The sequence below is a fragment of the Pseudomonadota bacterium genome (genome assembly GCA_030859565.1).
Classification (GTDB): domain Bacteria; phylum Pseudomonadota; class Gammaproteobacteria; order JACCXJ01; family JACCXJ01; genus USCg-Taylor.
In genome coordinates this window covers 1-5,212 of the sequence record JALZJW010000195.1, presented here as the reverse complement: position 1 = coordinate 5,212, position 5,212 = coordinate 1, and the positions used below count along the sequence as shown (strand labels likewise).

Annotated in this window: 4 protein-coding genes and 1 pseudogene; 4 read left to right on the top strand and 1 reads right to left on the bottom strand. The window is 61.2% G+C overall.

What is annotated here, in order from left to right; all coding sequences use genetic code 11:
* A pseudogene (locus M3436_19010) lies at window positions 1-126 on the bottom strand (transposase family protein).
* On the opposite strand from M3436_19010, the gene M3436_19005 reads away from it, so the two are divergent.
* From M3436_19005 to M3436_18990, 4 genes are all read left to right on the top strand, one after another.
* The gene (locus M3436_19005) at window positions 125-631 is read left to right on the top strand and encodes a hypothetical protein (protein MDQ3566083.1); all 507 of its coding nucleotides are present in this window, start codon (window positions 125-127) and stop codon (window positions 629-631) included. The pseudogene M3436_19010 and the gene M3436_19005 overlap by 2 nt on opposite strands.
* Before the next feature lie 291 nt (window positions 632-922).
* Window positions 923-2,245 (top strand): c-type cytochrome, encoded by a 1,323-nt coding sequence (locus M3436_19000; GenBank protein ID MDQ3566082.1) that lies wholly within the window; start codon window positions 923-925, stop codon window positions 2,243-2,245.
* A 209-nt stretch (window positions 2,246-2,454) separates the two neighbouring features.
* Window positions 2,455-2,934 (top strand): transposase, encoded by a 480-nt coding sequence (locus M3436_18995; protein MDQ3566081.1) that lies wholly within the window; start codon window positions 2,455-2,457, stop codon window positions 2,932-2,934.
* Between the two features lie 854 nt (window positions 2,935-3,788).
* On the top strand, window positions 3,789-5,204 hold the full coding sequence (locus tag M3436_18990) for an IS1380 family transposase (GenBank protein ID MDQ3566080.1): 1,416 nt from the start codon (window positions 3,789-3,791) through the stop codon (window positions 5,202-5,204).
* Window positions 5,205-5,212 lie beyond the last annotated feature (8 nt).

Genomic DNA, 5,212 nt, shown 5'->3' with positions numbered 1-5,212 from the left:
GTCGAGCAATTTCGCCACGAGCTTATTCACATACTCCGAGCCGTTATCGGAGTGGAAGCCGCGAATGACGAAGGGGAAGGCGTCGAGCAGAGTCTCTAGGGCGGGGAGCAGGAAGGCCTCACTGATGGCATTGTGTTCACTGGCGCTTGGCATCGCCTCGGTCCCCGCCATCGCCGGCAACGCGCCGGTCTGCACCGGCCCGGCTGTCGAGCTGCCGCCGGTCTGCAAAGTGCAGTTGCCTTCACCGACGGTGAGTTGCGCGGTCCCGGCTGACGTAGCAGGCCAGCTCGCACAGCCGCAGCTATACCTCGCGCAGCGGGCGAGCGATCTGTTTTCCTGGCAGACCTTTGTCGGCCTGCACTGGCCCGCGTCCAAGACGGAGCGCGGCGTGCCCAATCCCATGCTGAGCCTGGGAGCACCGGAGCCGACGGTGTGGGAAACCTGGCGAGAGGCCGGCGAGGTGTTCCGCCACGATGCCGACGGAAAGCCATTGCCCCCGCTCGGAACGATCCCAGCCCGACTCCGGTGCAATGCACGGAGGGCGAGCGCGTTTTGTACCGTCAATCCAAGGTGGATGACACGCTTGACGATATCGACCAGCCGACCGGTGCCAACGGCACGCTACCGGTAACGCTTACCGATCAACACAGCAAGCTCACGCGCTATGAAATCCGCATGAACCGCATCGCCTATCAGGCGATCACGGCGCCGGGCAATCAGTGGTGGGACGGCAAAAAGCAGGCGACGCTCGCCTCGGTGCGGTTTCCGTCGGGCAGCGTGATCATCAAGGCGGCATGGACTCCGGCGTCAAAGGAAGATGCGGGCCGATTTCACACCGTAAACGCCTGCGTGTGCGATACGCCGGGTCGGTCCGGGCGGCACCTGCAAATCGGAGCGCGTGGGGCTCACCGGTTTTCACGTCATGAGCAAGACGCCGAGCGCACCGCAGTGGATCTGGTCCACCTTCGAGCAGATGGACAATGTGCCCGGCGACTCCTGTGCGCAGCTTGCGCCCGCCGGTTCGCAGGCACCCACTTACTATTCCTACAGTTCCGCTGCGCCGGTCAATCAGCAGACGCAGGCAGGTACCCCCAGCCAAATCTGCCGCCACATACCCATCCCCAGTGCCAGACCGGTGTGCGGCAACAACGGCGACGCGAGCGACAATGTGCTGGCTCTCAATCAGGCCATGCAAACGGCGCTCGTCGGCACGCCCTTTGCGCATTACGGATTGATCAGCACGCAGTGGCCGCTGCCGGGCTGGACGCCGCCCGACGGGCCCAACACGGTTTTCAGCGTGCTGCCCGCCTTGCTCGGCAACACCACGCTGGAGTCTTTCATCCAGGGCACTTCGAGCTGCATGGGTTGCCACGCCATGGCGCGCACCAAGCGCCACGCGAGCACGAACCCGGCCGACCGCGGCTTTGTCTCTTCCGACTTCACCTTCGTCCTGGGTCTCGCGCGGCCGGTGCTGGCCCCGCTGCCGCTGCTCAAGGGACTGTCCGCGGCCGACTGTCAAGGAACGAATGCCACCGATCCCAAATGCGTGGGCCTGGCCGTGGCTATCGATACCTACAATCAGCTCCCGGAAAATACCGGCGCCTTGCTGCATTGTTCGAGCTGCCATCTCGATGCCGGCCGCAATCCGCGCGCCTCGTGGTGGGCGGGCATGATCGAAAAGTATTCGCAGCCGAAGTACAAGGACAAGGGAGGCATTGCCGGCCGCATCAACCAGTGTTTCGAAAACAGTCTCAACGGCAAGGCCCTTTGTACGCCTAATGACATGGGTCTCTGCCCGGACAATCCGCAGATGAACGGTCTCGTCGCCTACATGGCGTGGCTATCCAAGCCACAGAATAATCCCGACCACATTCCCAAGCCCGCCCATGCGTTCCCGGCGATCGGCAGCGGCGTGGGGATAGGCGCCAACGGGGCGTCGATCTATCTGCAAAAGTGCGCGTTCTGCCACGGCGCGGACGGGCAGGGGCGCTACGAGAGCAACAGCTATTTCCGTCCCGCGCTATGGGGCAACCGTTCCTTCAACGCCAAGGCCGGCATGGATTCGGCCAACGACCTGGCACCTTTTCTCTACGGCAATATGCCTCTTGGTTCCGGCGGTGAATTGACCAAGCAAGAGGCGATGGACCTGGCCTGCTATATCGATGGCCAAAACCGGCCGGCCGGGTCTCCCCCGCCGAATGCGGCGACACCGAGCGGCGTAATCTGTGGCGCGCCGTTGAAGTGAGGTGCCGCGCAGGCAGTGAGCCGGCTTTATCGTAAGATAGCGCTTCCGTAACCCCGCAAGAGTTCTCCCATGGCCGAGACTCGCCCCCGCGTCGCCGACAAACGGCGCACTTTCCATCAATTGCACGAGGCCGGTTGCTTCGTCATCTCCGAATCCCCAGAACACAGAACCGGGGACGCACACCTTTTATTCTGTGCTAAGCTTTGGGCATGCCAAGAATTGCCCGCCCGGTGTTTGCTGGCGTTCCCCACCACATCACCCAGCGCGGCAACCGGCGCGAGGATGTCTTCTTTAACGAGGCTGACCGCGCAGCCTATCTGGCATGGCTGGGCGACTACTGTGCGAAGTACAAAGTCCGCGTCTTGGCCTACTGCTTGATGACGAACCACATTCACGTGGTGGCGGTTCCGGAAGCTGACCAGTCGCTGGAAAGAGTCTTCCGACCCTTGCATACCCGGTATGCGCAACGCATCAATCGAGCGAAGCATTGGAAGGGACACGTGTGGCAGGGGCGTTTTTTCTCATCAGCGTTGGATGAACCTATCTGTGGGCAGCTATCCGCTACGTGGAGCGCAACCCCGTACGGGCGCGGATGGTACGGCACGCCGAGAATTATGCGTGGTCGAGTGCGGCGGCTCACTGTGGTCTCAAAGAGGATCCCGTACTTACGAAAGACCGGGAGTGGCTGAGTCAGGTAAAGTCGGTGGGGGATTGGTCAAAATGGCTCGCCGAGGGGGATCGGCCGGAACAGCTGGAGGTATTGCGCCGGCATGTGGAGCGGGGCTGCCGTGCGGGACAGAGGCCTTCATTCGCCGTCTTGAGCGGCGCGCCGGGCAGCTGTTGCGGGCCTGGCCGCGCGGGCGGCCGAAGAAGGGTGAGCAGCAGAAATAAGGTGTGCGTCCCCTATACCCACGTCTCCTATACCCACGTCCCCTATACCCATGGACCACGCTCCGCCGTTATGGCTTTCTCGTACCATCGGACCTTGTGGCGGTTCATTGAGACCGCCCACTCGTCCCACCGCCGGATACGGAAAACCGTACGTCCGGTGGTGTGGGAGAGCTGACGGGCGCAATCCCGTCAGCTCGACCGATCGCGATAAACACAAGGTCAACACCCAGTGGCTGCGCACCGGGATGGCGTTAACGGTATTCGGTGGTGACATAGTGATCATGCTGGAGCGAGATCGAACTCATCTGGCATTTCGGGCGGATATAATTCGATGCGTGAGTTGTCGGTGATGCCTACACTGTGTGTACCTACAAACACCGCCTCATAAAAGGGTTTTCGACACCTTCGTTAGCGCTCCGTGACCGCACTCCCTCCTGTCAAGACGCGCCGTGGCGGACTCACCTCCACCATGGGGGTTTTCAGCGCGCGCCATGCAGCAGAGCACTTATTTGCGGAGATCACGCATGATTGGGGTCACAACCACACCCTTATCCCTAGCCCGGATTTCTCACGATAGCCAAGAAAAAGGCCGTATCTCGTGGCATAATATGTGTTCGATCAGCATGTTATGCACAATGACGAGGACGGCCTTATGGAAACACAGTGTAACGGGTGGCAGGTGGAATTTCACGGTCTTGGAGCTCGGCGGGTGGTAGGGAGATTTGATGGGGGGAGGATCAGCTCCGATGGGGGTAGTTTGCTGTTGCGCGAGGTGGAGTCGCGGACGCATATTCTGAAGCGCCTGGCGGGGTGTTTCATCGATCATCGGGATCCGGAGTTGATCGAGCACTCGGTGGAGTCGCTCATCAAACAGCGGGTGTATGGGATGGCGCTCGGGTACGAGGATCTCAACGATCACGACACCCTGCGGCACGATGTGTTATTGGGGGTGCTCGGTGAGAAGGAAGACCCAAGCGGTGCGGGGAGGCGCCGAGAGGGGGACCGAGGCAAGGCGCTGGCGGGGAAGAGCACGCTCAATCGGCTGGAGTTGACCTCCGAGAAGGCGGACAAGACGAGCCGTTACAAGAAGATTGTGGCCGACTGGGAAGCGATGGACAAGCTCTTGGTGGAGTTGTTTCTGGAGTCCTATGGGGTCCCCCCGCAGGAGGTGGTGATCGATGTGGATGCGACCGATGATCCGCTGCACGGGCATCAGGAGGGACGTTTCTTCCATGGTTATTACGGTCACTATTGCTATCTGCCGTTGTATTTCTTCTGCGGGGATAAGTTGCTCTGTGCCCGTTTGCGCGAAGCCGATGAGGACCCTGCCGCGGGGTGTATTGAGGAGCTTGCTCGGCTCGTGGGGCAGATCCGGGGGGTGTGGCCCGAGGTGCGGATCATTCTGCGCGGGGATAGCGGTTTCTGCCGCGAGGAGATCCTGCATTGGTGTGAGACCCAGCGAGTCGATTATGTGCTGGGATTGGCGAAGAATAGCCGTCTGAGGAAAGCCATTGCAGAGGAGTTAGTGCAGGCCCGGTGCGCGTATGAGAGCACGGGCGGGCCGGCGCGGGTGTTCAGGGATTTCCGTTACCAAACCTTGGAGAGTTGGTCTACTGAGAGGCGTGTGGTGGGCAAGGCCGAATACTTGCTCAAAGGAGAGAATCCCCGTTTTATCGTCACCTCACTCTCCCGGCAGGAGCAGGACGCCCGCGGCCTCTACGAAGATCTCTACTGTGCCCGCGGGGAGATGGAAAACCGCATCAAGGAACAGCAGATCGCTCTGTTCGCCGATCGCACCAGCACCCAGGCGTTGCGCTCCAATCAACTGCGGCTGTACTTCTCCTCCTTCGGCTATGTGCTCATCGAGACCCTGCGAGCGTTGGGGCTTGGGGGGACCGAGTTGGCGCAGGCGCAATGCGACACCATTCGCCTGAAACTCTTGAAGATCGGCGCCCAGATCCGCATCACGGTGCGCAATGTCTGGATCGCCTTCTCAGAAGCTTATCCCTATGCGAGCCTCTTCCAAGCGGTGCTGGCCCGAGTGCAGCAGATCCCCTTGCGCTGTTAGCCCGAGCG